The organism is Mesorhizobium sp. ORM8.1, assembly GCF_053005525.2.
The window spans coordinates 6,340,105-6,366,440 of record NZ_CM132600.1; the positions used below are offsets into that span (position 1 = coordinate 6,340,105).

The window sequence follows — 26,336 nt, forward strand, 5'->3', positions numbered from 1 at the left end:
TCCGGAATTGCGTCAAAAACAAAGAGTTAGATCAGTTCGCCATTTCTTGAATGGCCAACTGCTCTAGCACTGGCTGCCGCTCAGGCCAAGGCTTCGGGACGATTTTCGAGCGGCAGCCAGTTGACAATCTACGCTATCGGGTGTGTTCTCGTAAACGTTTACGGGAAAACGTTTACGGTGATGCCGTGGATGCCGTGACATTCGGTCTGGAGGGACCGAACGGGAGGAACGCCGGATGATGAATGTCGTCCTCGTCGGCTGTGGTGCGATGAGCAGGCAGTGGCTCGATGCCGCAAGGCAGATCGACGGCCTCGCTATTGTCGGTCTCGTCGATCTCGACGCCGAACGGGCGAAGGCGAGGGCGCGTGAGTACGATCTCACCGGCGCCGTCATCGGCACCAGTGTCGACGCCGTTCTCGACCAGACCAGGCCCGACGCGGTGTTCGATGTCGTGGTTCCCGCCGCCCGCCGCGAAGTTGCGCTTACTGCGTTTGGCCGCAACTGCCATCTTTTGACCGAAAAGCCGCTGGCCGACAGCCCGGAGAATGCGCGCGCCATCATCGCCGCCGCCCGCCAAGCCGGGCGTATCCATGCGGTGGTCCAGAACCGACGCTATGTCGCCAATGTCAGGCGCATCCGGCGCTTCCTGGACTCCGGCGCCATCGGAACGCCGACCAGCATCCATGCCGACTTCTTCATCGCGCCGCATTTCGGCGGCTTTCGCGAGGAGATGGCGCATGTGCTGTTGCTCGATATGGCGATCCACACCTTCGACGCCGCCCGCTACATGGCCGGCGGTGAGCCGGCCAGCGTCTACTGCCAGGAATGGGAGCCGGCCAATTCCTGGTACCGGCAGGGCTCGTCCGCCAGCGCCGTCTTCGATCTCGGCGGCGGCAAGGTCTTCACCTATGCCGGCTCCTGGTGCGCCGACGGTTTTCGCACCAGTTGGGAAGGCAGCTGGCGCATCGTCGCCCAGCGCGGCAGCATGATTTGGGACGGCCATGACGGGCTGAAGGCGGAAGTGGTGGTATCGGGCCGTGACGGCCTGATCGACAAAACGCAAGCGATCGACGTGCCGCCGCTCGACCCCGCCGATCGCATCGGCGGCCATCTCGGCATCATCAAGGATTTCATGTACGCCATCGAAACCGGCACCGAGCCGGAAACACGCGGCACCGACAACATCAAAAGCCTGGCCATGGTTTTCGGCGCGATCGAAAGCGCCGAGACCGGACGGCGCGTGGCGATTGGACAGGAAGCAGAGTGATGCCAAACCCGCTGCTCGACATCAGGATCGGAACGATGGTGCGGGCCAATCTCGACGACCCGGCCGCCTACATCAAACAGATCCTGCCGCTCGGTTTCGAGAGTATCCAGCCGTTCTTCTGGCAGACGTCGGGCGGCAAGGACCTGCCGCGGCTCGCCGGCGAGATCCGCGAGGCGATCGGCGATGCCGATGTCATCGTGTCTTCCCTCGGCGTGTTCGGCAATCCGCTTGAGAGCGGCGAGGTCGATCGCGGTGTGCTCGCGGCCTGGGAAACGGTGATCGACAACGCGCATCTGTTCGGCGCTTCCATGGTCAGCGGCTTCACCGGCCGTATCCGTGGCAAGAAGCTGACCGACAGCCTGCCGCGCTTCCGCGAAGTGTGGGGGCCGCTGGCCAAGCGCGCCGCCGACAAGGGCGTGCGTATCGCTTTCGAAAATTGCGCCATGGACGGCAACTGGGCCGCCGGCGACTGGAACATAGCCCACAATCCCGACGCCTGGGAGCTGATGTTCAACGAACTGCCGGACGACAACCTAGGGCTCGAATGGGAACCCTGCCATCAGCTCGTCTACCTGATCGACCCGATCCCGCAGATCCGCAAATGGGCGCCGCGCATTTTTCATGTCCACGGCAAGGACGCCACGGTGCGCTGGGACGTGATCCGCGAGCACGGGGTGTTTGGCCGGCTGCCCTTCGTCCAGATGCGCACGCCTGGCTTCGGCGACAGCGACTGGACGCGGGTGATCAGCGAATTGCGGCTGGCTGGCTACAAGGGCGCCATCGACATCGAAGGCTGGCACGACCCGGTCTATCGAGGCGACCTCGAGATCACCGGGCAGGCCCGAGCTCTGGACTATTTGAAGCAATGCCGGGGAGGCGCCAGCTACCTGCCAAATCCGACGTAGCGACCAGCCGGCTGGAGGAGCCGGCCTGTATTTGCGGCCAAGCGCCGAAACAATTTCAAAAACCCTCGGCATGCGAGGGAGGAAAAGGGAGGAACGTGCATGAGCATCGCGTTGAGAACGACATTTCTGCGCACGAGCGTCATGGCTGCCGCCACGGCGCTTTGCGCCGCCATCTCCACCTTGCCGGCGCAAGCCCTTGACGCCCAGTGGTGCAAGGACGTGCACATTCGCTTTTTCGTCGGAGGCGCCGAGGGCGACGCTTTCGGCACCATCGTCTACAATGGCGCCAAGCAGGCGGCGGCCGATCTCGGGCCGAAGGTCGACTACATCTTCTCGGGCTGGGACGTCGAGAAGATGGTGCAGCAATTGCGCGAGGCGGTCGCCGTCAAGCCCAACGGCATCGCCATGATGGGCCATCCCGGCGACGCCGCGATCATGCCGCTGGCCGAACAGGCGCATAAGGACGGCATCAAGATGATGTACCAGAACGTGCCGGTGCCGACGGTAACGGCGGCGTTTGGCGGCGGTTACGTCGGCGCGCAACAGGAACAGCAGGGCCGTGCGCTCGGCGCCGAGGCGTTCAAGCTGGCCGGTCTCAAGGCCGGCGACAAGGCGATCATGATCGGCCCATTCGAGAACGAAAGCCGGGGCGCACGCGAGCGTGGGACAGTCGCGGCACTGAAAGAGGCGGGCGTCGATGTCGTTCAAATCAATTCCGCAACCGAGTGGGCAGCCGATCCGAATCTCGCCATTCCGGTGATCACCGCGGCACTGCTCAACAATCCCACTGTCAAGGCGGTCGGCTACCCCGGCGGACAGATGCTCGGCAATGTGCCGACATACATGCAGGCGGCGGGCAGGAAGCCGGGCGACATCTTCAATTTCGGCTTCGACACCAGCCCGCAGATCGTCGAGGGCTTCAAGGGCGGTTGGGTGCAGCTGACCGCCGACCAGCAGCCGTTCCTGCAGGGCTACCTGCCTATCCTCAGTCTCTGCCAGCAAGTGGTGCTGGGATTGGCGCCGATGAATGTCGACACCGGCGCCGGCTTCGTCACGCCGCAGAATTATGAGATCGTCTCAGAGCTCGCCAAGCAGGCGTTGCGCTGACCTCCCAAGGCTGCCGGCCGGGTTAGTCCCGGCCGGCAGGACCGCCGGCAACGAGGCCGGGATGCGACAATGAAAAGCGAGGATCCGATGGCCGAACGCATCATCGAACTGCGCGACATCAAGAAATCCTACGGCCAGGTCTATGCGCTGGGCGGCGTCGATCTCGCCGTCGACCGCGGCGAGGTGGTCGGCCTGATCGGCGACAACGGCGCCGGCAAGTCGACGCTGATCAAGATCCTGTCCGGCGTGGTCAGCCCGACCAGCGGCGAGATCCTGGTGCGCGGCAAGCCGGTGACCGGATGGAGTGCGGCACGCTCGCGCGAGGCCGGCATCGAGACGGTATTCCAGGACCGGGCGCTGGCCGTGCAGCAGACCATCGTGCGCAACATCTTCATGGGCCGCGAGTTGACCGGCGTCATGGGCTTTCTGAAGGTCAACAAGGAGATCGAGGAGGCGAGCCGGCTGATGCGCGAGATCGGCTTCACCTCGAAAGTCTTCACACCGCACTCGATCGTCGGCCAGCTTTCGGGCGGCGAGCGCCAGGGCGTGGCGATCGCGCGCGCCATCTACAAGCAGGCCGAGCTGATCATCCTCGATGAGCCGACGACGGCGCTGTCGCTGACTGAGACCGCCAAGGTGTTCCACTTCGTGCGCCAGGTGCGGGCGAGCGGCCGCTCGATCCTGTTCATCGGCCACAACATCCATCATGTCTTCGACATCGCCGACCGTTTCGTCGTGCTCGACCGCGGCAAGGTGGCGCTGACCACCGACCGCGGCCAGGTCAAGTCGGCCGAGGAGCTGATCAACTTCATGGAAGACGTGGCGCATCCGGGCGGGTTGCCGGGGCTGCACGATGGCGGCGAAACGGAGCAGAGGGCACGATGAGCAAGGTCATGGAACCCGATCTGCAAAAGCCTCTCGGCCTGCCGCGCAACGAACCCGCCCGGGCCGAGTGGAAACACCCATCCGATCACTGGCTGCGCGGCTTCGTCCTCGACAACCGCGCATCGCTCGGCACGCTCGCCGTGTTCATCGTCATGATGGCGGTGTTCATGATCGCCAACCCAACCGTGTTCACCACCTGGTACCTCTACAGCTCGGTGCTGACGACGCTGCCCGTGGCGCTGTTCGTTGTGGTGCCGCTGGTCTTCGTCGTCACCTGCGGCGAGATCGACCTGTCGTTCCCGGCAACGATGGGCTTTGCCTCCTGGGTCTTCGCCCTGGTGGTGCAGGCCGGCTACGATCCGTTCCTCGGCATTGCGGCGGCGGTTCTCACCGGCGTGCTGCTTGGCTTCCTCGTCGGGTCGCTGGTCGTCTATGGCGGATTGTCGTCGCTGATCGCCACGCTCGGCATGAATTTCCTGCTGCGCGGCCTGATCCAGATCATCAACGAGGGCAGGTCGATGGCGCTGACCGGCCTTGCCGACAGCGCGGCCTACAAGATCTTCTCCAGCCAGGTTTACGGTATCCCGGTGCAGATCTTCTGGGCCATCGCCTTCGTCGTGCTGTCGGCGATGCTCTACAACCGCCATCGCTTCGGCGCGCAGGTGAAGGTGGTCGGCGACAATCCCGACAGCGCCCGGCAGATGGGCATCGACGTCAAGCGCGTGCGGGTGAAAGTGTTCGTCTTCACCGGCATCGGTGCTGCGATCGCCGGCACGTTTTCGGTGATGATCAACTTCACCTGGTGGCCGACCGCCGGCGACGGTTATCTGTTGCCGGTGCTGGCCTCGGTGTTCGTCGGCGGCACGCCGACCTGGGGCGGCGTCGGCACGGTCATCGGCGGCGCGATCGGCGCGGTCACCGTGTCCTTCATCCAGACCGGCGTCGTGGCTGCAGGCCTGAGCGGCTTCTACGTGCAGTTCTTCAACGGCCTGATCATCATCCTGTCGCTGCTGGGGCATAAGTGGAACCAGGCAAGGTACAGGTGAGGGGCGTCCTCACACCGCCGCGACGAACCCGTCCAGCACGCGTTTCTGGCCGGCCTTGTCGAAGTTGATGGTGAGCTTGTTGCCTTCGATGGCCGATATGTTGCCGTTGCCGAATTTCTGGTGGAAGACGCGGTCGCCGACGTTGAAGGCGGACGGCGTGTCGGCGACGGATTTGGCGACCAGCTCGCCCTCGATGGTGCGGCCTTTGACGCTGGTGCGACCGGCGCCGTAGCCCGAGTCGGTCTCGCCATAGCCGATGCGCTCGACCTGGTGGCCGGAGCGTGTGCCCCAGTTGCGGTCGGTTGCCTCGGTGCGGTTGGCCTGGGCGCGCTGCCAGCCGGGCGTCGCATAAGAATTGGAGAAGCTGCCCTGATCCTTGGCGCCGACATTGTCGAAGCGCGAGGCGCCGTAGGGTTCTGCCGGCCGCCGCCACGTCCCGAGGCAAAGGCGCCGCCGCCATAGGGGTTGCCGTAGCCGCCATAGCTGTTGCCGCTGTCGGCAATTTCGACATGGGTTTCGGGCAACTCGTTGACGAAGCGCGACGGGATCGTCGATTGCCACAGGCCGTGGATCTGGCGGTTGGAGACGAACCAGATGTGCAGGTTCTTTTTCGCCCGCGTCAGGCCGACATAGGCGAGGCGGCGTTCCTCCTCGAGGCCGGAGCGGCCGCCTTCGTCGAGCGCGCGCTGATGCGGGAACAGGCCTTCCTCCCAGCCGGGCAGGAAGACGGTCTCGAATTCGAGGCCTTTGGCCGAATGCAGCGTCATGATCGAGACGGCGTCCTGGTCGGCATTCTGCTCGGCGTCCATGACAAGCGCCACATGTTCGAGGAAGGAGCGCAGCGATTCATACTCCTCCATGGAGCGGATCAGCTCTTTCAAATTCTCCAGCCGTCCCGGCGAATCCGCGGCGCGGTCGTTCTTCCACATGTCAGTGTAGCCGCTCTCCTCCAGAATGGTCTCGGCGAGCTCGGTGTGCGGGGTGGTCTCCAGCGCCTTCTGCCAGCGTTCGAAATTGGCGGCGACCTCGCGCAGAGCGGCACGCGGCTTCGGCTTCAGCTCGTCGCTTTCTGCAAGTGTGGCGGCCGCCTCCAGCATCGGGATGCGCATGGCCCGCGCCGTGTCGTGGATCTGGCGGATGGTGGCTTCGCCCAGGCCACGCTTCGGGGTGTTGACGATGCGCTCGAAGGCGAGGTCGTCACCGCTGTTGGCGACGACGCGGAAGAAGGCCAGCGCGTCGCGGATTTCCAGCCGCTCGTAGAAGCGCGGGCCGCCGATGACCCGGTAATTCAGGCCAAGCGTGATGAAGCGGTCTTCGAAGGCGCGCATCTGGAACGACGCGCGCACCAGGATCGCCATGTCGTTCAGCCGGTGTTTCTGGCGCTGGTAGGTCTCGATGGCATCGCCGATGGCCCGGGCCTCTTCCTCGGAGTCCCAGGAGGCATGGACATGCACCTTACCGTCCTCGGGATCGTTGCGGTCGGTGAACAGCGTCTTGCCGAAGCGGCCTTCATTGTGGGCGATGAGGTGCGAGGCGGCGCCCAGGATATGCGCGGTCGAGCGATAGTTGCGCTCCAGCCGGATGATGGTGGCGCCCGGGAAATCCTTGTCGAAGCGCAGGATGTTGTCGACCTCGGCGCCGCGCCAGCCATAGATCGACTGGTCGTCGTCGCCGACGCAGCAGATGTTAACGGTGGAGGCAGCGCGCGGATTTCCTCCCCTTGAGGGGAGGGTGGCCGGGCGAAGCCCGGTCGGATGGGGTCCTCGCGGCAGTGCTCGACGTTCTGGCGGTGCCTTCTGCGGCGAGCTCCTCCGTCCGCTTCGCGGACACCTCCCCCAAGGGGGAGGATGGCGGCCGCTGCGCCAAGAGCCGCAGCCACATGTACTGGGCGGTGTTGGTGTCCTGATACTCGTCGACCAGGATGTATTTGAAGCGCTTGTGATATTCCTTCAGCACATCCGGATTGGCGCGGAAGATGCGGATCGGGTGGCACAGCAGGTCGCCGAAGTCGCAGGAATTCAGCGTCTGCAGGCGCTCCTGATAGGCCTTGTAGAGCTCGCGGCCCTTGCCGTTGGCGAAGCTGCGGGCGTCGCCCTCGGCGATGTCGGCGGGCCCTTGCCCCTTGTTCTTCCAGCCGTCGATCATCTGCGCGAACTGCTTGGCCGGCCAGCGTTTGTCGTCCAGCCCTTCGGCCTGGATCAGCTGCTTGATCAGCCGCACCACGTCGTCGGTGTCGAGGATAGTGAAGTCCGATTTCAGCCCGGCGAGCTCGGCGTGGCGGCGCAACAGTTTCACTCCAATCGAGTGGAAGGTGCCGAGCCAGGGCATGCCCTCGACATTGCCTTCGCCGATCAGGATGCCGATGCGCTGCTTCATTTCGCGCGCGGCCTTGTTGGTGAAGGTCACGGCGAGGATTTGCGAGGGGAAAGCGCGGCCGGTGGCGAGGATGTGGGCGATGCGGGTGGTGAGCACCCGCGTCTTGCCGGTGCCGGCGCCGGCCAGCACCAGAACCGGGCCTTCGGTGGTTTCGACGGCGAGCCGTTGTTCGGGATTGAGGCCCTTGAGATAATCGGGCGCGCCGTTCTGGCCGCTGCGCGCCGCCATGGCGCGCGCGGCTATGCCGCCGGACGGGGCCGCGGGCCGCGCATTCGGTTCATCGAAAAAAGGCATGTCTTCGGAAAAGCCCGACATCGCCCCCGAATGTAGTGATTCGGCAGCGAAAGACCAGAACTGTCTACGTTTTGTTCTATTTTTGCGTGTCCCGCTCCAACTTGACAGCCGGGGCGGGCAGGGGAAAGCTGCGAAGCAGGGCGGGAACGGGATGCCGGATGCCCACGGACGCATCGCGGAACAAGCAACAGTCGAAGGAGCATCGTCTTGGCTGTCGTCATCACCTCCCTCGTCCTCTTTCTCATCGGTCTGCTTCTCGGCGGCGGCGGCATCTGGCTCGCCGTGCTGGGCGGCAGCTGGTATTACGTCATCGCCGGTCTTGTCTTCCTGGTCACTGGCTGGCTCCTGCTGCGGCGCAGGTCGACAGCGCTCTGGCTCTACGCGCTCTTCGTCATCGCCACGCTATGCTGGGCGGTGTGGGAAATCGGCTTCGACTGGTGGCAGCTCGGTCCGCGCGGCGGCGTCATCGTTCTCGTAGCCATATGGTTGCTGACGCCATGGGCCAGGCGAGGCTTGAGCGGCCCCGACGGGCGGGCGCCGCTGATCCTGGCCGTGCTCGCCTCGCTTGCCGTCGCCTTCTATTCGATGACCGCCGATCCATATGACATCGGCGGCACACTCGGCATGGACAAGATCACGCCGACCGCCGATCTCGGCGGCGACATGCCGGCGGGCGAATGGCACTTCTACGGCCGCACGCCCTTCGGCCAGCGCTATTCGCCGCTCGACCAGATCACACCGGACAATGTGGCCAAACTGCAGCCGGCCTGGACCTATCGCACCGGCGACGTGAAAGGCCCCGACGATATCGGCGAAACCACCTATCAGGTGACGCCGCTGAAGATCGGCGATGCGCTGTTCATCTGCACGCCGCATAATTTCGCCATCGCCATCGACGCCGCGACCGGCAAGGAGAAATGGCGCTACGATCCCAAGATCAAGCTGGATCCCGACCGCCAGCACCAGACCTGCCGTGGCGTGTCCTATTACGCAGATGCCAAGATCGCCGCCGGGCAGCCTTGTGCCCAGCGCGTCTATCTGCCGACCTCGGACGCGCGGCTGATCGCGCTCGACGCCGCCAACGGGCAAGTCTGCCCATCCTTCGCCCAGGGCGGCACGCTGAACCTGCTGGCCAACATGCCGTACCCGAAGTCGGGCTTATTATTCGACCTCGGCGCCGTTGATTGTCGGCGGCAAGATTATTGTCGGCGGCGCGGTCAACGACAATTATTCGACGCAGGAGCCGTCGGGCGTCATCCGCGCCTTTGACGTCGACAGCGGCGCGCTGTTGTGGAACTGGGACTCCGGCAATCCGGACCAGACGACGCCGCTGCCCGCCGGCCAGACCTATACGGCCAACTCGCCCAACATGTGGTCGACGCCAAGCGCCGATGAGAAGCTCGGGCTGCTCTACGTGCCGCTCGGCAACCAGACGCCGGACCAGCTCGGCATGGGCCGCAGCGCCAATGTCGAGAAATTCTCCTCCTCGATCACCGCACTCGATCTCAACACCGGACAATTGCGCTGGGTGCGCCAGACCGTGCATCACGATTTGTGGGACATGGACGTGCCGGCGCAGCCGACGCTGGTCGATATCACCACGGCAAGCGGCGTCGTGCCGGCGCTGGTCGGGCCGACCAAGCAGGGTGACCTCTACGTGCTCGACCGGCGCAGCGGCGAGCCGATCATCCCGGTCAAGGAAGTGCCGGCGCCGGGCGGCGCGATCGAGGGCGATCATGCCTCGCCGACGCAGCCGAGCTCCGACCTTTCCTTCAACCCCAAGCCGCTGACCGGCGGCGACATGTGGGGCATCACCATGTTCGACCAGCTGGCATGCCGGATCGAGCTCAGGAAGTTGCGCTATGAAGGCCGCTACACGCCACCCTCGCTGCAGGGCTCGCTGATCTATCCCGGCAATTTCGGTGTCTTCAACTGGGGCGGCGTCGCGGTCGATCCGGTGCGCCAGGTGATGTTCGGCATGCCGACCTATCTCGCGTTCACCTCGAAGCTCATCCCGCGCGCCGACGTGCCGGCGCCGGGTGACAACACCAAGGGCAGCGAGCAGGGGCTGAACCGCAACGAGGGAGCGCCCTATGCGGTGGTGATGGGGCCGTTCCTGTCGCCGCTCGGCGTTCCCCGCCAGGCGCCGCCATGGGGTTATGTCGCCGGCGTCGACCTCAAGACCGGAAACATCGCCTATAAGCACCGCAACGGAACCGTCTACGACATGACGCCGCTGCCGCTGCCGCTCAAGGTCGGCGTTCCGGGCATTGGCGGGCCGATGATCACGGCTGGCGGCGTTGCTTTCCTGGGGGCTGCGGTCGACGATTATCTGCGCGCCTACGACCTCGCCACCGGCAGGCAGCTCTGGCAGGCGAGGCTGCCGGCCGGCGGACAGTCGACGCCGATGACCTACACCGTCGCCGACGGTCGCCAGTTCGTCGTCATCGTCGCCGGCGGCCATGGCTCGGTCGGCACCAAGCCGGGCGATTACGTGATGGCCTACACGCTGCCGAAATAGATTCAGGCGATGCCGGCCTGATGGATATCGCAGCGATTGCCTAGGCGACGGCCTGGTGGATCGGTGGAGCCACTACGGCAAGCTCAGCTTCGCCGCCATGCATCAGCGCGAATATCTCGCCGAACGGCGCCGGCCGGCCAAGCAGGAAGCCTTGCGCCTCGTTGCAGCCTTCGGCGCGCAGGATCGACAATTGGCTGTGCGTCTCGACGCCTTCGGCAAGCACCGGGATGTGGAGGCTCTGGCCGAGCGCCAGCACGGCGCGGATGATGGCCTTGGCTTGCGGGCTGGTTTCGACTTCCGACATGAAGGAGCGGTCGAGCTTGATCTTGTCGAACGGGAAAGCGCGCAGTGTCTCCAGCGAGGAATAACCGGTGCCGAAATCGTCGATGGCGATGGTGACGCCAAGCGCCTTGATGCGCCGCAGGATGTTCAGCGTGCGGTTCTTGTCGGCGATAATCGTGGATTCGGTGATCTCGAGCTCAAGCCGGCTCGGCCGTAAGCCGGTTTCGAGCAGGATCTCATGGACGAGCTTCGGCAGGTCGGCATGGGCGAACTGTACAGGTGAGAGGTTGACCGCGATCTTATAGGGGTGATCCCATGTGGCGGCCTTGGCGCAAGCTGTGCGCAGCACCCATTCGCCAAGCGGCAGGATGAGGCCGTTTTCCTCGGCCAGCGGAATGAATTCGGCCGGGGAGATGTTGCCGCGGCTCGGATGCTGCCAGCGCAGCAGCGCCTCGTAGCCGCGAATGTCACCGGTCGAGACCGATGTCTGAACCTGGTAGTGCAGGTCGAGCTGGCAGTTGTCGACGGCGTCGCGCAGATCGTTGGCAAGAGTCCGGTTGGCGCGCACGGCCTCGTCCATGGCCTGCTCATAAAAACAGACGTTCTGGGTCACGTTCGCCTTGGCGCGGTACATGGCGAGGTCGGCATTGTTGACCAGCGCCTCGCGATTGTGCGCGTCGCTCGGATAGATGGCGACGCCAAGGCTGGCGCCGGTCGCCGTCTCGAAGTCGCCGATCCTGACCGGCGTGAAAAGTGCCGTTTCGAGGCGCGAAATGAAATCGACGAGATCCGACTGGTTCTTCATGCGCTTGACGCCGGCGAACTCATCGCCGCCGAGGCGGGCGACGAACTCGCCTTCCTGCAAGAGCCCGCTCATGCGTTCGGCCAGGTTCTTCAACGTCTCGTCGCCGGCGCTATGGCCCCAGATATCGTTGATCTCCTTGAACCGATCGAGGTCGATACCGATCACAGCGACCTTGCCGCCGAGTTCGCGAGCGCGATCGATCTCGCGGTCGAGATGATCATTGAAATTCGCACGGTTCGGCAGGCCGGTCAGGGCATCGTTCATCGCCAGGTGATGCAGGCGCTGGAAGGCTTCCGAGCGCGTCCGATCATCGATCAGATAGCTTGCCAGCCCGGTGCCGATGATGATCAGGCCGGCGACGGCAACGCCGAGCGCCATGGCATGCAAAGCCGCGCTATCCGCGTGGGCGCTGCGCATGACCAGCGGCGTCACATGCACCGCCGCCATCCCGGTGAAATGCAAGCTGACGATAGCCAGCACCAGAATAGCGGTAGCCCAATATTTGCGAGCCGCTATGCGTTGGTTTAGGGCCACGCCGACGGCGAGACAGGCAAACACCACGGAGAATAGGACAGAGACAGCGATATAGCTGGCGTTCCATTCGACGATGCCGTCGACATGATAGGCCGCCATGCCGGTGTAATGCATACCGGAGATCGCGAGGCCTACAATCGTGCCGCCGAGGATGGGAGCGATGCGCGGGGCGTGGCCGGTGGCCGCGATGAAGCCGGCAGCGGTGCCGGCGATGGCGATGAACAGCGAGGCAATCGTCAACACCGGATCGAAGGCGATCGGCGCGCCAGGATCATAAGCAAGCATGGCGATGAAATGCGTGCACCAGATCGAAGACCCGGCACAGACGGCAGTCAGGAAATGCCAGCCGATCTGCTGCAGCCCGGTGGCTTCATGCGAGCGCAGGAAAAGCCGGATCGTCGCCCAGGAGCCGGCGCTGCAGACAAGCGCCGCGACGAGCACGAGCCAAAGATTGTGATCCACCGTCACACAGGAGATGACGCGCATCATGGCCGGGTCGACCTCTTCGATCTGGGAGGTGCTGGACCTTCCTGCCTTGCCAACCATCGCCCGGTGCCCGTTAGCGCGGACATCCGATTTGTTGTGGCGGGGTGTGACCGAGGCGGTAAAGGCAGCCGCCCCCAATGCGGATACCAATAACTTGGTCCACAACCTGGCGTGCAACTTCTAATGGGTCGTTAATTGCAGGAAGGCGCGACCAGGATGTTCAGGAGATGGTTTCCGAAATGTGTCTAATCGCGAGGTAATGTTTTGTAATATCGATATTCTAGCGCTCGGTGGACCTCGTCGCGCTCCGTGCTGGGGTGGCAGCACAGTCGGCGGGGCACAACGTCCTCCGCCGACTGCCAAAAGACTAGAGGCCGAGGTGACCTCGCAGGCTGGGCACTTGGTCGAGCACCTGGTTGGTGAGGTCTGGCCCGGCGGCGGCTTCGGCCTGCTGGATCAGCGTTGTGCCGGCCTTCTGGATTTGTGCCATGTCGAGGCCGGACGCCTTGAGCGCGGCGACGCCATTGACGAGGGCGCCGGCCTTTTCGCCGAGCACGCCGCCAAGCGCGCCCTGCAGCGACGACAGCAGGCCGCCGCCTGAACTGGCGCCGGCCGCCATCACATCGTATTTCTGGGCGAGCGCGTCGGCGCCGGGGATCTGGGCGAAGAAGGAAGACACGCTGCTGCCTTCCGCTTCATGCTCGAGCACGGAGAAGATCGTGCCAACGACCTTTTCCGTCGTTGTTTGGTCGAGCCCTGCCTTCTGCGAAACGGTGTTGACGATGTCCTGGACGTTCATGGCATTTCCCTTTCGTCGTCGTTTGGATCGGCGAGGCCGCGCTGGCAGCTTCCCGCCCCGATGTGACAATATCATCAAGGCTTTCGGAAATGACCAAAATGTGATGAGCGCCGCGGTCGTTCGCGACCGTCACCGTCCGGTGACTGGACCGTGCAAATCTCAGCCCTATCTTGGCGATCAACCCGTCCGTCGTCCTTTGAGAGAGCACCATGAGCAAACCTGTTGCCAAGCCCGTCATCACCCAGGCGATGATCGATGCCTATGACGAATACACGCATCTGACGCTCGACCGGCGTCGTTTCATGGAGCAATTGACGAAGCTGGCGGGATCAGGCGCGGCCGCCGCCGCGATCGCGCCGATGCTGGCGGCGAATTCGGCGCAGGCGGCTATCGTTGCCGAGGACGACAAACGCGTGAAGGGAGAGGACATCACCTATCCTGGCTCAAGCGGCGCGATGAAGGCTTATCTGGTCAAGCCCGCGGGCTTGTCGGGCAAGCTTGGCACGGTGATCGTGGTCCATGAGAACAGGGGCCTCAACCCGCATATCCGCGATGTGGCGCGGCGCGTGGCGCTCGAAGGTTTCGTGGCGCTGGCGCCAGACTTCCTGTCGCCGCTCGGCGGCACGCCGTCCGACGAGGACAAGGCGCGCGACATGTTCGCCAAGCTCGACCCCAAACAGGTCGTTGCCGATGGCGTAGCGACGGTCGCTTATCTCAAGAGCGATAAAGACGGCAACGGCAAGGTCGGCGCGGTCGGCTTCTGCTGGGGCGGCGGCGCGGTGAACCAACTTGCCGTCAACGCGCCGGACCTGGCGGCCGGCGTCGCCTATTACGGCATGCAGCCGAAGGCCGAGGACGTGCCGAAGATCAAGGCGGCGCTGCTCCTCCACTATGCCGGGCTGGACGAGCGCACCAATGCCGGAATCGATGCCTATAAAAAAGCGCTCGACGCCGCGCATGTCGAATACATGGTCTATGTGTATGACGGCGCCAACCACGCCTTCAACAACGACACCTCGGCTGCGCGCTACGACAAGAAGGCCGCGGACCTCGCCTGGGGACGGACGGTGGCTTTCCTGAAGGAAAAGCTCGCCTGAGCATCAGGCGACCGACGGCGACCATACCGTGCTAAATGCCGGCGAGAGCGTGAATCCCGTCGGCAGTTGCGAGACGGGAGGCGGGCGCCTGACACCTTCCTGCAGGTAACGTAGCGCCGACATCAGGCCGTTCATCGTGTATGGTTTCGAAATGACGCCGATCGCGCCGGCGAAATGGTCGGGTATGCGCTTGGGATTGGCGGTCATGAAAACCACCATCGGCCGGCCCGATTGCTTCAAATGCTCGGCAATATCGACCCCCGTCGGGCCATCCGCGAGGTGGATATCGACAAAGGCAATGTCGGCATCGCTGCCTTCGGCAATGCTTCTCGCTTCGTCCGACGACATCGCCCATCCGACCACCCTGTGGCCGGCTTCCTCGACGAGGCTTTCGAGCTCCATCGCCAACAGCGCCTCGTCCTCGACAATCAGCACTTTAAGAGGCTCGGTCATTGGGTCTGCCTTTCCTGCTGCGGCCCGTTCGGCATTGTTATGACGACCTGCGTGCCGGGACCGGCATCGCGCCACTCGATATCGGCGCGCAACTGCCGTCCAAGCTGCCGGATCAGCCGCATGCCGAAGGAAGCGTCGCGGTCCGCGCCGTCCATGCCGACGCCGTCGTCGGAAACCTCGATAATGAGGCGTCCGTCCGGCTGGCTCATCTTGATGCCGATGTTGCCGGGCCGCGTATCATCCTTGAAAGCATGTTTTAGCGCGTTGGTTACAAGTTCGTTGATGATGAGTGCGACCGGTGTCGCCTTCTCCGCTGGCACGATAACGGGTGCAAGATCGAGCTTCGATCCGACGTGGGAACGGCCGGAGGCGGCAAGCAGGTCGGAGACGAGATCGCGGGCAAAATCGGAGACATCGAAGTTGCTGACATCTTTCGACTGATAGAATCTGCGGTGCACCGTGCTCAACGCTTCGATGCGCTCCAGCATCGTGCGCAGCGACCGCTTGACGGCCTCATCCTCGGTCGCCCGGCTCTGCATCAGGATCAGCGACGAAACCATCTGCAAATTGTTCTTCACGCGATGGTCGACCTCGTGCAGCAGCGTGGTTTGTATTTCGAGCGCGGCTTCAAGTTCCTTCGTGCGCTCCTTCACCGCCTTCTCGAATTTTTCCTTGTCCGCCGTCATGCGATGCTCCGAGAGCTTGCGGTCGGAGACGTCAAGCTGGGAGGCGAAGAAAAACAAAAGCTCGCCTTTGTCGTTGGAGACAGGGCTGATGTAGAGCGCGTTCCAGAAGCTGGAACCGTCCTTGCGATAATTGAGAAGGTCGACGCTGATATCGCTGCCCTCGGCGATGGCATCGCGGATCTCGGCCACGACCGCCTCGTCCGTCTCGGGTCCCTGCAGGAAGCGGCAGTTCTTGCCCATCACTTCCTGGCGTTCGTAGCCGGTCAGGCGCAGGAACGCGTCATTGGCAAAGACGATGGGATTATCCGCCCGGCGCGGATCGGTGATGATCATCGACATGTGTGTGGCGCGAATGGCTGCCGCGAACGGGTCGCCCTTGCCTTGTTCGGCATGAAGATCGTCCGTCATATGCCATGCATCGGCAGGTTCTCTGGTCCGCTTCCAATCCATGTGAAACTCCAAGCCTTATTCGCCGCCACAACGACGCAGGCTTGGAATTGGTTCACTCTCAAGTTTTGTTGTCGCAGGCACAGAAGTGAAGGAACCAAACCGCTGTTGGTTTAAGTTTTTGGGCGGCAACGGCTTTTCTGATCTGCCGCTGAATTCGGCTTGTGGACGGCGACGCCGAACACCACCAGCGCAATGCCGAGGCAATCGGTCAGGCTCGGCATCTGATGCAACACAACGATGCCGATCAGCGACGCGGTAAGTGGCAACAGCGACAGCATCAGCGCGAAGCTTGCGCGCGGCAGCCGCGCCATGGCCAGTTGATCGCAGATATAGGGGATGACCGACGAGCAGACGCCGACGCCGACGGCGGCGATCAACAGCTGCGGCGCCGAGAAGGCCGGTAGCGCCTCGCGAAAACCGATCGGCAGGACGACGAGGAAGGCTATCATCATGGCCGTGCCGAGACCGGCAATGCCGAGGCCGGTCCGGGCAATGCGGTGGCCGATCACGATATAGAAGACGAAGAGCGCGCCGTTGAGGAAGGCCCAAAACAGGCCAATGGGATCGCTTGACCATTTTACGTCGATGAGCAGCAGGGTGCCGGTGACCGCGATGGCCAGCGCCGCGAGATTGCGCCGGCTTCTGAGGCCAACAAGCGCCACGCCGATCGTGCCGACGAATTCGATCGAGGCCACCAGCGATATCGGCAGCCGGGCAAGCGCGAGATAGAACGAACAGTTCATCACCGCCAGGCAGACGCCGAAGGCGAGAAGCAGCAACCGGCCGGAACGGTCGGCACGGGCGAACACCCGCCAGGGCTTGGTCAAAGGCGCGAAGATCAACGCGGCGGTGGCAATGCGTAGCCAGGCCATGCCCAGGACCCCGACCTCGGCAAACAACAGCACGGCGAAAGCTGGCCCGAGATAGTGAAAGACGGCGCTGACGCAGAACCAGACATGCGGTGGCAGCGCGTTGGCCAGTCCGGCCAAAGCGGGGCGGGCAGAGGGTGAGGCTTGCGTTGACGTTTCCATGGGCTCATTATCGCAGGCCAATTCGGCAACTGACATGCCGGATCGATGTCAGTTCAGCCAATATCCTTTGAGAAGAAAGATCTTTCTGGTGAAACGCCTTCGAAATGAAAATACCGACCTTGATGCGGCGGACCTGAAAATCCTGCGCCTGCTGGAAAAAGACGCCCGCACCAGCACGGCCGAACTGGCGCGTGCCATCGGGTTCTCGGCGCCGAGCGTGGCCGAGCGCATCCGCAAGCTGCAGGAGAACGGCGTGATCGAGGCCTATACGGTGAGGATCAATCCGGCGGCGCTCGGGCTGAAACTGTCGGCATGGCTGCGCATCAGGCCGGTGCCTGGGCAGCTATCGGTGGTGGCGCAGATCATCCGCGAGTTGCCGGAGATCGCGCAATGCGACCGCGTCACCGGCGAGGATTGTTTCATTGCGCTCGCGCATGTCGGCTCGGTGGCTGAACTGGAAAGGGTGATCGACCGCATCATTCCCCATGCGATGACCAACACCGCCATCATCCAGTCGTCGCCGGTCGAGCCGCGTTCACCACTCGGGGCTTTGCGGAGCCGGTGAACAGATCAGACGTGGCCGCGCTTCATGCGCGCCTGCTTCAGGATCGCGCGCCAGCGGATCATGTCGAAAGGGATAGGCTCGTTGTTGTTGGCGATGTGGAAGATCTCGTTGTTCACGTTCTTCAGCGATCGCCAGAAATCATAGTCGGTGATGCGTGGATCGGCCGCCAACCGTTCCACTTCGACCTTGATGTCGGTTTTCATGCACTGTCCTCGCACCGCATCCCGCCAGCCGCCCGCGCGCAAACCCGGTACGGCCGTTTTCCAACGCGCCACTGAGTCGTTCAACCGGCTCAAATGGGTTGTTCACGTTAAAACCTTGGTAAGGTTAACGCGGGTACTGGAGGGCTTCAAGCGGTCTTGCGTTTGATGCCGATCGCGCGCCCGGCGCGCTCAGGCATCGGCAGCGCGGCGTGGGCGGCGCGCATGGCTTCCACCTTGGCCATCACATCGGCAGGGAAGGCGGCGACCTTCGGCCCGGCCATGTCGACATGCAGCGCAAGCTGCTCGGAGGTGGCGGCCAGCCAGCCATCGACATGGCGGATTTCCTGATAGGCGCGCAGGCGCTTCTCATCGTGGTCGATGAGCTGGAAGGAGACCGTCACCTTGTGATCGAGATGCAGTTCCTGCACGTAGCAGACATGGACTTCCGCCGTGTAGATGGTGAGACGGCGATCCTTGGCGTAATTCGGCCCCATGCCCATCAACTCGAAAGCCTCGTCCGAGCCGCGATCGAACAGCACGTTGTAATAGGCCATGTTGAGATGGCCGTTATAGTCGATCCAGTCCTTCTCGATGCCCATCGGGCTGGTGATGATAGGCGAAGGGGTCGTCATCTGCTTTTCCTTTGATCGTCGCTGGACAGGGCGTGGCCGGTAAGGTTGTCTTGTTCTGAAGCAATTCGGGATCGAAAACCGCTTCACACTTTTCCTGGAAGTGCTTTAGGCATCTCCATAGCTGCAGAACAAGAGTGGCCGCTGGTCCATTCGCGGAGGAATTCATGGCTCTGAGCGACCTCAACCCGGTCGAGCGCAACGAGGAAGGCATCGCCGCGGTGCTCGGCATCCTCAAGCAGCGCTTGGGCGATCGCTTCCAGACCGGCGAGGCGATCCGCGGCCAGCATGCGCACACCACCACCTATATCCCGACCCAGGCGCCGGACGGCGTTGCGTTCACCGAGACCATCGCGGAGGTGCAGGAGATCGTGCGCGCCTGCGCCGAGCATCGGGTGCCGGTCATCGCCTTCGGCGTCGGCTCCTCGCTCGAAGGCCACACCAACGCGCCTGGCGGCGGCATCTCCATCGACACTTCACGCATGAACCGCATCCTGTCGGTCAACCCGCAGGATCTCGACTGCACCGTCGAGGCCGGGGTGACGCGCGAGGACCTCAACCGGCATTTGCGCGACACCGGCCTGTTCTTCCCGATCGACCCGGGCGCCAATGCTTCGCTTGGCGGCATGGCGGCTACCAGGGCGTCCGGCACCAATGCGGTGCGTTACGGCACGATGCGCGAGAACGTGTTGTCGCTGACCGCCGTCATGGCCGACGGCGAGACGATGACGACCGGCAAGCGGGCGAAGAAGAGCTCGGCCGGCTACGACCTGACACGGCTGCTGGTCGGCTCGGAAGGCACGCTTGGCATCATCACCTCGCTGACGCTGCGTCTGCAGGGCATCCCGCAGGCGATCTCGGGTGGCGTTTGTCCGTTTCCAAGCCTAGAGGCCGCCTGCAACACGGTGATTGCCACCATCCAGATGGGCATCCCGGTGGCGCGCATCGAACTGGTGAACGCGCTGCAGATGCGGGCGATGAAGAATTATTCCAAGCTCGACTATCCGGAGAGCCCGTGCCTGTTCGTCGAATTCCATGGCAGCGATGCAGGCGTGGCCGAACAGGCCGAGACGTTCGGCATGATCGCCGAGGAGAATGGCGGCGGGCCGTTCTTGTGGACCACCGTCGCCGAGGAGCGGACGAAACTGTGGAAGGCGCGGCACGACGCCTACTGGTCGTCGCTGACGCTGCGCCCCGGCGCCAAGGGGCTGTCGACCGACGTCTGTGTGCCGATCTCGCGGCTTGCCGAGTGCGTCACCGAAACCGAGGCCGACATTGCCGAAATGGGCCTGGTAGCACCCATCGTCGGTCATGCCGGCGACGGCAATTTCCACGTGCTGGTGCTTATGGACGTCGACAACCCGGCCGAGATCGCGCTTGCCGAAAAATTCGTCGCCAGGCTGAACATGCGTGCGATTGCCATGGAAGGCACCTGCACCGGCGAGCACGGCATCGGCCAGGGCAAGGTCGGCTTCCTGCGCCACGAGCTCGGCCACGGCGTCGATATCATGCGCACGATCAAGCAGGCACTCGATCCGCAAAATATCATGAACCCCGGCAAGATCCTGCCGGCGGATGGTCACTAGTCATGTCGGCGGCCGAAGCCTTGATGCCGATCGATCTTCCGCTCTCATCGGCGGGAGCTCCTCTGCCGCATGTGTTCGCGGACGAGGGACGGTTGGTGATTGCTTATATCGTCAATGTTCCGGATCCACCCTTCGATGGCATCAACCCGCGCCCGGTTTCAGCCGCTGCGGAGGGGGAGGTCGTCGCAATCCTGACGGTGGACCCTTATGTCGCATTCCAATTCGGTCCGCCGAACGATGAGGCCCTTAGCGGGCATCGGCTCCACGGGCTCGGCCTGCAGCCTTATTCCGCGTTCGAAGTGGTCAATTCGTCCTGGATTGCTTCTCTGGAAAAAGCAAACAGGGTTCACCCGCGTCATATGCCGGAGCTGTTTTCAGGCCGTCGGCACTTCATTCTGACATTTCACGATTCGACCCTGGAATTTATCGCGCGGGATTTCCGGACCAGCCTGCGAAAAGGAGCGGTGGTGAAGGTTTTGATCGAAGCGGTGGGCGACTGATCGTCTGGCCGCAGCGTCCGACGGCGGATCGCCAGCGAACATTTCGGACTGAGGGGAGCAGAAAGTAGTCCGTCTTGACCGCGCCGCCATTCGGGCAGACGCTTGGGCGCTAGCAAGGCCTGAACATACAGGCGTGCCAACGGAGGAGCGATGCCATGGCGATTTCACGCAAGGAAGAGGCGCGCGCGCTGAGCGCTGACGAACAGGAGCTGGTGGTAAAATCGCACCATCCGACGGTGCAGGAGCTTGCCGACGCCGAACTTGGCGATCTGGTCAAGCTGCTGCGGGAACGACGCAACAAGGCGCAGGCCGAGGCGCATCGGCGGCGGCGCGAAATGCGCGGCAAAGGTGCTCCAAAGGGGCGACGGCTTCGAAAGCCGATGGTGGCTCGCGGTTGAAGCTGGAGGTTCTGGCAATGGCCATGCGGCGGCTGAACGGCGAGGCCGAACGCCGTCGCCAACTGGCGGCGCGTGCCTCGTTGATCAACAACGCGCGCAAGGCGCTGGACAGCAAGCAGGCAGCCGTGAAGGGTCCGGATTTCAACACCCGCACCGCGCACCGCGGCATGCGGGCAGTGGCCAACCAGAAGGCTGAAAACCTGGTCCGGCCGATGGAACGTGGCCGGCAGCGAAAGGCGGCGGCGGTAGCGCGGGCAAAGCGCGACGCGCGCTAAAAGGCGTCGCGCTGAAACGGATTTCGGCCCCGACATTACGCACCCGCTTGTTCGGCAAGCTTCTGCAGCATGGGACGCGTCGGCGCGAAGAAGGTCGTGCCGGTGTTTGGCGTCGAGAAGTCGAGCAGCCGGTCATAGGCGCCCGACGGTTCGCCGACATACATGCGCTGCAGCATCTTTTCGATCACCCACAGATAGCGCGTGTAGCCGATGAAATAGGTGCCGAATTCGTTCTGCCCCGGGCGGCCGAACGGCATGTTGTCGCGAAGGATGTCGTATTCGTTGCCGGCGTCGTCCTCGATCGTGGCCAGCGACTTGTGCGACTTGCGCGGTTTGTCGTCGTCATCGATCTCCATGTTGTCGATCTTGGTGCGGCCGATGATTTCTTCCTGGACATGCGTCGGCGTTTTGCCCCAGGCGGCCATGTCGTGCAGGTATTTCTGGACGACGACGTAGCTGCCGCCGGCAAAGTCTGCGTCCTCGTCGCCGACAAGCGCCGAGGCGGGCAGGTCGAGACCGGTCGGGTTGGCGGTGCCGTCGACGAAACCGAGCAGGTCGCGCGCGTCGAAATAGCGAAAGCCCGAAACCTCGTCGACGACGCTCACGCTGTCGCCCAAACCATTGAGCAAGATACGCTCGAACTCGAAGCACATGTCGGGCCGCTCGGCGCGGATGTGGAAGAGGAGGTCGCCCGGCGTCGCAGGCGCCGAATGGACCGAGCCCTTGATCGGCGCGAAGGGTTTCAACTCATGCGGCCGCCTATTGGGTGAAAGCCGGTTCCAAAGGTCGGCGCCGATGCCGGCAATACAGGACAGCCGGCCGGACAAGTCGCGAAAACCGACATTCTTGACGAGATCGTCAAGCTCGCCGAGCACCGAAGCGACGTTCGAAAGCGCCGCCTTGTCGTCGCCAACCGTGACGACGAGGAAAATCGCGGCCATCGAGAGCGGCGCATCGATGCTCTGCGCATCGATCGGCACTCTGTCCCAGTTCTTGCCTGACATCGGGAAGGCTCCGTGTTGGGTGCAGATTTGTAACGGCCAAGGGCAGGGCCGGGAGGGGCAGGGAATTTGCAAAGAGATATCGCGACGGCCAGCGGTCGCGCAACTGCCGAGATTGCCCGGGATTGCGGGCCGACATTGCCGAATTGCCTCTTTATCGACACGCGGATGCGGGTAGAGTGCGGCTGGCTTTCATCCCAACCCCCAGGAGCAAATGCTCGCACGCCTGTTCGTGATCTTCGGTGGCTTGTTCGTGCTGGTGCTGTGCGCGGCACTGGTAGTGCCGTATTTCATCGACTGGACGGGCTACCGCGCCGATTTCGAGCGTGAGGCGAGCGCCATCCTCGGCCGCAAGGTGACGGTGAAGGGCGATGCCACCGCGCGGCTGCTGCCGTTTCCGTCGGTGACCTTCTCGAATGTCGAGGTTGCCGGTGGCCCGGCCGGCCAGCCGGCAATGACCGTCGAGACCTTTTCGATGGATGCTGAGCTCGCGCCATTCCTGCGCGGCGAAGTGCTGATCTTCGACATGCGGCTGGTGCACCCGAAAGCGATCATCGATGTTGCCAGTGACGGCACCGTCGACTGGGCGATGCGGCCATCCTCGCCCTTCGATCCCAACCAGATCTCGATCGAAAAGCTGACGATCACCGAAGGGCAGATCGAATTGCGCCACGAGGCCGGCGGTCGCAACCATCTGATTTCGCAGATCAACTCGACGGTTTCGGCCAAGTCGCTCACCGGCCCTTGGCGCATGGACGGCACGCTGCGCTTCGACGGGCTGCGCACGGACGTCTCGGCCTCGACCGGCAAGGTGGAAGCCGACGGCCAGATGCGGATCAGGCTGAAAGCCGATCCCGATGCTTATCCGCTGATCGTCGAGACCGACGGCAATGCCGGCATCGTCAAGGGTGCGGCCGTCTATTCCGGCCAGTTCAAGGTTTCCGGGGCGGACAGGAACTCGGCAGAACTGCGCGGCACTGACGGCGAGCCGGTCAAGGTCAGCTCCGGCAAGCCGGATCCGGGTTTCCGGCTCAACGGCAAGTTCGCGCTCGATTATCAAAAACTCGGTGTCGACGAGTTCCGCTTCGAGACCGGGCCGCTCGACAATCCCTATACGGCCGACGGCAAGGCCTCGGTCGATCTCGGCCTGAAGCCGCATTTCTCGATCGAGGCCAGTGGCGCGCAAGTGCAGTTCGACGAGGCCGTCGGTGCAAATGCGGGTACCGGGCTGACGCTCGACCAGCGCATCGCGGCATTCGAGCAGACGCTGCAGCATATGCCGAAGCCGACCATACCCGGCACGCTCGAGGTCAAGTTGCCGGCGGTGGTGGCGGGCGACACGACGGTGCGCGACGTGCGGCTCTCGGCCGAGCCGGTCGAGGGCGGCTGGTCGGTCAAATCGCTTGCCGCCACGTTGCCTGGCCGCGCGACGCTCGAAGCAGACGGCATGCTGAGCGTCGAGGATCATTTCGGCTTCACCGGCTCGCTGCTGCTTGCCGTAGGCCAGCCTTCCGGCTTTGCCGCCTGGCTGTCAAAGGACGTCGACGAAGCGATCCGGCGACTGCCGGCCGCCGGTTTCAAGGCCAAGGTCGACCTCAGCGACAACCGGCAGTCGTTCAGCGATCTCGAGCTCATCCTCGGCAAGGCGAAATTCTCGGGCAACATCGATTCCAGCCAGCCGGACGGCGCCAGGCCATCGGTGCTGATGCGGCTCACCGGCGGCGAAATGGACCTTGATGGACTGGCCGCTTTCGCGTCGATCTTCATCAGCGACAAGGGCGCCAACCGCTTTTCCGACCGCGATCTCGATTTCCAGATCAAGGCCGGCCCGGTCAGCGCCGGCGGGCTCACCGCCGACACGGTCGACACGGCGCTGCGGCTGCGCGAAGGCCTGCTGGAGGTGGACAAGCTTTCCATCGGCGGACTTGCCGGTGCCTCGATCAGCGCCACGGGCCGGGTCAAGGATTTTCCGCAGGCCCCGACGGGCAAACTCAATGCATCCATCGTGGCGGTGGATCTGAAGCCGCTGATCGATGTCGCGGCCGAGCACTATCCCGACAATCCGGTGTTGAAGGGCATCGCCAGCCGCGCGTCGGCCTATCCCGAACTGTTCCAGGATGCCCGTGTCGATTTGCTGACAAGTGCCGCCGACAATGGCGACGGCACCACCGGCCTGGCGCTGTCGGCCCAAGGCAAGGCCGGCGGTTCGGCTTTCTCGGCTTCGCTGTCGGGCAAGGGAACCGCGGATAAATTGCTCGAGGCGCCGGTGTCGATCACCTTCAATGGCCGCAACGACAACGCCACCTCGCTGCTTGCGCTTTACGGGCTGCCGGCGTTGCCGCTCGGCATGCTCGGCCACGCCAGCACCGACATCTCGGCAAAGGGCTCGGTGACCGGCGGTCTGGCGACCAGCTTCAACCTGACCGCCGACGACTTCAAGGCGAGCTTTGACGGGACCGTCGCCGCAACGCCGCAAGGTGCGGCCGCCAAGGGCAAGATCAATCTCGACGCTGCCGATATCGAGCCGTGGCTGATGACGACGGGCGTCGGTCTGCCCGGCATGGGCACCGGCACCTCCGCATCGCTCGCGGCCGACGCCGATTTCGGCAACGGGCTTCTGGTGCTGAGCGGTCTTACCGGTTCCATCAACAAGGCGTCGGTGTCCGGCGACGTCAATATCGATGCCAAGGACGGACTGCCGCATCTTGCCGGCGCGCTGGTGCTCGACGAGCTCGATCTCGATCCGCTGGCGGTGTCGCTGTTCGGCGACCCGTCCTTCGCGCCGGCCAAGGGCGGATGGCCGACCGCGCCCTTCAGCCAGAAATCGACCCTGCCATTCAATGCCGACCTCGATCTCACCACCTCGGCGCTGGCTGTCGGGCCGTTCGCGACGGCGCATGACGCGGCGTTCTCGCTGAAGCTCGACCGCGAGGGCATCCATGTCTCCGATCTCAAGGCCAAGCTCTATGGCGGTGCGCTGACCGGCCTGTTTGACCTCAAGAATACCGAAGGCACCGGCCTGTTTTCCAGCCAGATGAAGCTCACCGGCGGCGATCTTCCGGCTGTGCTGCCGGGCGCCGGCATCAGCGGCAGCGGCGACATTTCGGCGGCGCTGTCAACCAGCGGCAAGTCGGTCGATGCGATGATTGCCGCTCTCTCCGGATCGGGTACGGCGACCTTGAAAGGGATGAAGATCGACGGCATCAATCCGGACGGGTTTGCCGCCATCATCGCCAAGGCAGATGCGATCGGGCGCGATGTCGACACGGCCAAGACAGCGGGTTTCGCGCCGCAGATCGCCGGCGCCGGCAGTTTTGCCGCCGGCGACGCGGATCTGGCCTTCACCGTAGCCAACGGCACGTTGCGCGCGCCGCCAATCAGCCTGGAGAACCCGGGCGCAACCTTGTCGGCTGACGTGGCGGCCGATCTCAACACCGAGACGGTCACGGCAAAGGGGGCTTTGACCTATCATTCCGGCGACGAGGCGCTGGTCGGTTCGGAACCGGCCGTCAACTTCAGCCTTGCCGGACCACTGGGAGCGGTGGCTGCCACGTTCGACAGCGAACCGCTGGCGCAGTTCCTGACGCAGCGCGCGCTGGAAAAGGAGCAGCAAAGGGTCGAGGCGATGCAGGCGGCGCTGCTCGAAAAGCAAAGGCTGCGGCGCGAGGTGCGCTACTACGCGGCGCTTGAAACCGAGCGCGACAAGGCGGCCGAGGAATTGCGCCGCCAAGAGGAAGAGGCGCGGCAGAAGGCGGAGGCCGACGCTAAGGCAAAAGCCGAAGCCGAGGCGCAGGCCCAGGCGGAAGCCGAAGCAAAAGTCAAGGCGGACGAAGAGGCGAAAGCCAAGGCGGAGGCTGCCGCAAAGGCTCAAGCCGAGGCCGATGCAAAGGCCAAGGCTGACGCGGAGGCAAAAGCCCAGGCCGAGGCCCAAGCCGAGCAACAGGCGGCCGACAAAGCAGCAAAAGCGCAAGCGGAGGCTGAGCGCAAGAAGGCCGAACAGGCCGAGCGCAAGGCTGCCGAGCAAGCGCCGAAGGCCGACCGATCGCTTCCCGGCGTCAACGACGGTTCGACTTCAGCCCCGGCGAAGCCTAAGGCCAATCCGTTCACCATCGACAATCTGTTGAAGTCGCTCGACGGCGGTTGAGCCTCCAATGA

Annotated in this window: 18 protein-coding genes and 4 pseudogenes; 12 read left to right on the forward strand and 10 right to left on the reverse strand. The window is 63.8% G+C overall.

Annotated features, from left to right (window positions below):
* Positions 1-235: 235 nt before the first annotated feature.
* The 5 genes from ACVDG8_RS31580 (at position 236) to ACVDG8_RS31600 (ending at position 5,210) form a co-directional block, all read left to right on the forward strand.
* The gene (locus tag ACVDG8_RS31580; RefSeq protein ID WP_447251968.1) at positions 236-1,267 is read left to right on the forward strand and encodes a Gfo/Idh/MocA family protein; all 1,032 of its coding nucleotides are present in this window, start codon (positions 236-238) and stop codon (positions 1,265-1,267) included.
* The gene (locus ACVDG8_RS31585) at positions 1,267-2,172 is read left to right on the forward strand and encodes a sugar phosphate isomerase/epimerase family protein (RefSeq protein ID WP_447251969.1); all 906 of its coding nucleotides are present in this window, start codon (positions 1,267-1,269) and stop codon (positions 2,170-2,172) included. Before ACVDG8_RS31580 ends, ACVDG8_RS31585 begins: the two co-directional genes overlap by 1 nt.
* A 99-nt stretch (positions 2,173-2,271) precedes the next feature.
* The gene (locus ACVDG8_RS31590; RefSeq protein WP_447251970.1) at positions 2,272-3,279 is read left to right on the forward strand and encodes a substrate-binding domain-containing protein; all 1,008 of its coding nucleotides are present in this window, start codon (positions 2,272-2,274) and stop codon (positions 3,277-3,279) included.
* An 87-nt stretch (positions 3,280-3,366) separates the two neighbouring features.
* Positions 3,367-4,164, forward strand: a complete 798-nt coding sequence (locus tag ACVDG8_RS31595; RefSeq protein ID WP_447257149.1) for an ATP-binding cassette domain-containing protein — start codon at positions 3,367-3,369, stop codon at positions 4,162-4,164.
* Positions 4,161-5,210: an ABC transporter permease gene (locus ACVDG8_RS31600; protein WP_447251971.1), complete on the forward strand. Its 1,050-nt coding sequence runs from the start codon at positions 4,161-4,163 to the stop codon at positions 5,208-5,210. Before ACVDG8_RS31595 ends, ACVDG8_RS31600 begins: the two co-directional genes overlap by 4 nt.
* A 9-nt stretch (positions 5,211-5,219) precedes the next feature.
* Here the strand turns inward: ACVDG8_RS31600 and ACVDG8_RS31605 are convergent.
* Both ACVDG8_RS31605 and ACVDG8_RS31610 read right to left on the reverse strand, forming a co-directional pair.
* Positions 5,220-6,901 (reverse strand): annotated as a pseudogene (locus tag ACVDG8_RS31605) (ATP-dependent helicase); the annotation flags it as partial.
* A gap of 153 nt (positions 6,902-7,054) precedes the next feature.
* Positions 7,055-7,901, reverse strand: a pseudogene (locus tag ACVDG8_RS31610) (ATP-dependent helicase); the annotation flags it as partial.
* A 186-nt stretch (positions 7,902-8,087) separates the two neighbouring features.
* Here ACVDG8_RS31610 and ACVDG8_RS31615 point away from each other — a divergent pair.
* Positions 8,088-10,401 (forward strand): annotated as a pseudogene (locus ACVDG8_RS31615) (glucose/quinate/shikimate family membrane-bound PQQ-dependent dehydrogenase).
* A gap of 40 nt (positions 10,402-10,441) precedes the next feature.
* On the opposite strand, the gene ACVDG8_RS31620 reads toward ACVDG8_RS31615, so the two are convergent.
* On the reverse strand, positions 10,442-12,568 hold the full coding sequence (locus ACVDG8_RS31620; protein WP_447251973.1) for a putative bifunctional diguanylate cyclase/phosphodiesterase: 2,127 nt from the start codon (positions 12,566-12,568) through the stop codon (positions 10,442-10,444).
* A 307-nt stretch (positions 12,569-12,875) separates the two neighbouring features.
* Positions 12,876-13,307: a hypothetical protein gene (locus tag ACVDG8_RS31625; RefSeq protein ID WP_447251974.1), complete on the reverse strand. Its 432-nt coding sequence runs from the start codon at positions 13,305-13,307 to the stop codon at positions 12,876-12,878.
* Positions 13,308-13,516: 209 nt separating this feature from the next.
* Here ACVDG8_RS31625 and ACVDG8_RS31630 point away from each other — a divergent pair, with 209 nt between their 5' ends.
* Positions 13,517-14,404: a dienelactone hydrolase family protein gene (locus ACVDG8_RS31630; RefSeq protein ID WP_447251975.1), complete on the forward strand. Its 888-nt coding sequence runs from the start codon at positions 13,517-13,519 to the stop codon at positions 14,402-14,404.
* Positions 14,405-14,407: 3 nt separating this feature from the next.
* On the opposite strand, the gene ACVDG8_RS31635 is transcribed toward ACVDG8_RS31630, so the two are convergent.
* The 3 genes from ACVDG8_RS31635 to ACVDG8_RS31645 all read right to left on the reverse strand — a co-directional run bounded on the left by ACVDG8_RS31635 (position 14,408) and on the right by ACVDG8_RS31645 (position 17,024).
* Positions 14,408-14,857 carry a response regulator gene (locus ACVDG8_RS31635; protein WP_447251976.1) on the reverse strand — a complete coding sequence of 150 codons (450 nt, stop codon included), beginning with the start codon at positions 14,855-14,857 and terminating at the stop codon, positions 14,408-14,410.
* Entirely contained in the window at positions 14,854-15,951 is a 1,098-nt protein-coding gene (locus ACVDG8_RS31640) for a histidine kinase dimerization/phosphoacceptor domain -containing protein (RefSeq protein ID WP_447251977.1), read from the reverse strand. The genes ACVDG8_RS31635 and ACVDG8_RS31640 overlap by 4 nt, the downstream gene beginning before the upstream one ends.
* A gap of 152 nt (positions 15,952-16,103) precedes the next feature.
* The gene (locus ACVDG8_RS31645; protein WP_447251978.1) at positions 16,104-17,024 is read right to left on the reverse strand and encodes an EamA family transporter; all 921 of its coding nucleotides are present in this window, start codon (positions 17,022-17,024) and stop codon (positions 16,104-16,106) included.
* Between the two features lie 88 nt (positions 17,025-17,112).
* On the opposite strand from ACVDG8_RS31645, the gene ACVDG8_RS31650 reads away from it, so the two are divergent.
* Positions 17,113-17,589 carry an Lrp/AsnC family transcriptional regulator gene (locus ACVDG8_RS31650; RefSeq protein ID WP_447251979.1) on the forward strand — a complete coding sequence of 159 codons (477 nt, stop codon included), beginning with the start codon at positions 17,113-17,115 and terminating at the stop codon, positions 17,587-17,589.
* A gap of 5 nt (positions 17,590-17,594) precedes the next feature.
* On the opposite strand, the gene ACVDG8_RS31655 is transcribed toward ACVDG8_RS31650, so the two are convergent.
* Positions 17,595-17,792, reverse strand: a complete 198-nt coding sequence (locus ACVDG8_RS31655; protein WP_447251980.1) for a hypothetical protein — start codon at positions 17,790-17,792, stop codon at positions 17,595-17,597.
* Positions 17,793-17,938: 146 nt separating this feature from the next.
* The gene (locus ACVDG8_RS31660; RefSeq protein ID WP_447251981.1) at positions 17,939-18,424 is read right to left on the reverse strand and encodes a thioesterase family protein; all 486 of its coding nucleotides are present in this window, start codon (positions 18,422-18,424) and stop codon (positions 17,939-17,941) included.
* Positions 18,425-18,588: 164 nt separating this feature from the next.
* Here ACVDG8_RS31660 and ACVDG8_RS31665 point away from each other — a divergent pair, with 164 nt between their 5' ends.
* The 3 genes and pseudogenes from ACVDG8_RS31665 to ACVDG8_RS31675 all read left to right on the forward strand — a co-directional run bounded on the left by ACVDG8_RS31665 (position 18,589) and on the right by ACVDG8_RS31675 (position 21,180).
* Positions 18,589-20,007, forward strand: a complete 1,419-nt coding sequence (locus tag ACVDG8_RS31665; RefSeq protein WP_447251982.1) for an FAD-binding oxidoreductase — start codon at positions 18,589-18,591, stop codon at positions 20,005-20,007.
* 2 nt (positions 20,008-20,009) lie between these two features.
* Positions 20,010-20,507 (forward strand): hypothetical protein, encoded by a 498-nt coding sequence (locus ACVDG8_RS31670; RefSeq protein ID WP_447251983.1) that lies wholly within the window; start codon positions 20,010-20,012, stop codon positions 20,505-20,507.
* A gap of 155 nt (positions 20,508-20,662) precedes the next feature.
* Positions 20,663-21,180: pseudogene (locus tag ACVDG8_RS31675) on the forward strand (hypothetical protein).
* A 35-nt stretch (positions 21,181-21,215) separates the two neighbouring features.
* Here the strand turns inward: ACVDG8_RS31675 and ACVDG8_RS31680 are convergent.
* Positions 21,216-22,184, reverse strand: a complete 969-nt coding sequence (locus tag ACVDG8_RS31680; protein WP_447251985.1) for a Dyp-type peroxidase — start codon at positions 22,182-22,184, stop codon at positions 21,216-21,218.
* Positions 22,185-22,395: 211 nt separating this feature from the next.
* Here ACVDG8_RS31680 and ACVDG8_RS31685 point away from each other — a divergent pair, with 211 nt between their 5' ends.
* Complete coding sequence (locus tag ACVDG8_RS31685) at positions 22,396-26,325, forward strand: AsmA family protein (protein WP_447251986.1); 3,930 nt, start codon at positions 22,396-22,398, stop codon at positions 26,323-26,325.
* Positions 26,326-26,336 lie beyond the last annotated feature (11 nt).